Raw genomic sequence first — 2540 nt, forward strand, 5'->3', positions numbered from 1 at the left:
GCCGGCTCCGGCACGGTGTGCGTGGCGTGCCGGGCCGGACGCGTGGACAGCGACGGCTACTGCGAGCACTGCGGCCACGCCCAGCCGCGCGAGCGCGACCACCTGGAGGAGGAGCTCGGCAGCGTGGCCGCCGTGAGCGACCGGGGCCTGCGCCACCACCGCAACGAGGACTTCTTCGCCGTGTCCGCGACCGCGCTCGCCGACGGCTCCGCCGCGACCGTGGCCGTCGTCTGCGACGGCGTGTCCTCGGCCAGCCGCCCCGACGACGCCTCCGCCGCCGCGGCCGCCGCCGCGAACGAGTACCTGCTGGAGGCCCTCCCCCGCGGCACGCACCCCCAGGAGGCCATGCACGAGGCGATCCTGGCCGCCGCGAACGCCGTCAACGCCCTCGCCCCGGAGGTGCCGGGCGCCCAGAACGCCCCCGCCTGCACCCTGGTGGGCGCGGTCGTCAGCGGCGGCCTGCTGACCATCGGCTGGGTCGGCGACAGCCGCGCCTACTGGGTGCCCGACGACCGTGCCGCGCTGCCGCGCCGGCTCACCGAGGACGACTCCTGGGCCGCCCAGATGGTCGCGGCCGGGCTGATGGGCGAGGCCGAGGCGTACGCCGACGTGCGCGCGCACGCCATCACCGGCTGGCTCGGCGCGGACGCGTACGAACTCGAACCGCACACCAAGACCTTCCGGCCCGATCACCCCGGTGTCGTGGTGGTCTGCACCGACGGCCTGTGGAACTATGCCGAGTCGGCCGAGGAGATGGCCCACGTCCTGCCGGCCGACGCCGCCGAGCGCCCGCTGCACAGTGCCCAGGTGCTGGTCGGGCACGCGCTCGACGGCGGCGGCCACGACAACGTGACCGTGGCCGTCGTCCCCTTCGCCGTACCGACGGGCCCCGCCGCGTAAGGAGTCGAGCCGATGGCGAACTTCGCCAAGCCGAGCGCCCCGCGCTTCGCCGTGGAGGTGTACCAGAACGAGTTCCTCCCGGCCGGCGGCCGGGACGTCCACGCCATCGTCACCGTCACCTCCACCGGCGGCGCCACCGCCCGCACCACGTCCGCCGCGGCGACCGCCGTAGTGATCATGGTCGACTGCTCGGGTTCCATGGACCACCCGCCGGCCAAGATGCGCGGCGCCCGCGAGGCCACGGCCGCGGCGATCGACGCCCTGCGCGACGGCACCGCCTTCGCGGTGGTCGCGGGCACCCACCAGGCCAAGGAGGTCTATCCGGGCGCCGGCCGGCTCGCGGTGGCCGACCCCACCACCCGGGCCCGGGCCAAGGAGGCGCTGGCCCTGCTGACCGCCGGCGGCGGTACCGCCATCGGCACCTGGCTGGGCCTGGCCGACGCGCTGCTGATGCGGTCCCCGGCGGCCGTCCGGCACGGCGTCCTGCTGACGGACGGCCGCAACGAGCACGAGGAGCCCGCCGCGCTGCGCGCCCGGCTGGAGGCCTGCGCGGGCCGTTTCACGTGCGACGCGCGCGGCGTGGGGACCGACTGGGAGGTCGCGGAGGTCACCGGGATCGCCCGGGCCCTGCTCGGCACGGCCGACATCGTCGCCGATCCGGCGCATCTGGCCGAGGACTTCACGCGCATGATGGAGCACGTCATGGGCAAGGAGGTCGCGGACGTGGCCCTGCGCCTGTGGACCCCGGTCGGCGCGGAGGTCCGGTACGTCAAGCAGGTCGCCCCGAGCGTGCTCGACCTGACGGACCGGCGGACGGAGGCCGGCCCGCGGGCCGGCGACTACCCGACCGGCTCCTGGGGCGACGAGTCCCGCGAGTACCACGTGTGCGTCCGGGTCCCCGCGGGCGGGACCGTCGGCCAGGAGATGCTGGCGGCCCGCGCCTCGCTGGTGCTGCCCGACCCCGCCGGCACCGCGCCCACGGTGCTGTGCCACGGGCTGGTCCGGGCGGTGTGGACCGACGACGTCGCCGCTTCCACGGCGATCAACCCCCAGGTGGCCCACTACACCGGGCAGGCGGAGCTCGCCCGGGTCATCCAGCAGGGCCTGCACGCCCGCAAACGGGGGGACACCGGTGACGCCACGGCCAAGCTGGGGCGCGCCGTGCAGCTGGCGAGCGCCTCCGGCAACGAGGACACCGCGAAACTCCTCGCCAAGGTGGTGGATGTGGTGGACGCCGCGGCGGGTACTGTGCGGCTGAAGGCGAGCGTCGCCGACGCCGACGAGATGGCGCTGGAGACGCGCTCGATCCGGACCGTCCGGGTGAAGCGAACCTGATGTGACGCAACCTGATGTGACGCAGGGAGAAGGGGGAAGGGTCTCGATGCCGACCTGCCCGAACGGGCACCAATCGGTCTCCGACGACTGGTGCGAGGTCTGCGGCCACCGCATGACCCCTGACTACGGTTACGGCTTCCCCACCGCCGGCGGTGAGCCGACCGCCCAGGCCGAGATCTGCCCGCAGTGCCGGACGCCGCGCGAGGCGATGGCGCCGTTCTGCGAGGAGTGCCGGTACAACTTCCTGACGCGTTCGGCCACCTCCTACGAGGGCCGGCCGGCGGCGGCCGGGTCCGCGCCGGTGG

At 75.1% G+C, this 2540-nt stretch carries 2 protein-coding genes and 1 pseudogene; all 3 read left to right on the forward strand.

Translation table 11 applies throughout. The features are described from left to right. Window positions 1-900 (forward strand): PP2C family protein-serine/threonine phosphatase (locus tag LG632_RS29940; protein ID WP_226731069.1); only part of this gene is annotated, 900 nt, incomplete at its 5' end. Window positions 901-912: 12 nt separating this feature from the next. After that, window positions 913-2235 (forward strand): vWA domain-containing protein, encoded by a 1323-nt coding sequence (locus LG632_RS29945; protein ID WP_226731070.1) that lies wholly within the window; start codon window positions 913-915, stop codon window positions 2233-2235. A gap of 46 nt (window positions 2236-2281) precedes the next feature. After that, a pseudogene (locus LG632_RS29950) lies at window positions 2282-2540 on the forward strand (FHA domain-containing protein); the annotation flags it as partial.

This window comes from Streptomyces antimicrobicus (assembly GCF_020532625.1).
Lineage (GTDB): Bacteria > Actinomycetota > Actinomycetes > Streptomycetales > Streptomycetaceae > Streptomyces > Streptomyces antimicrobicus.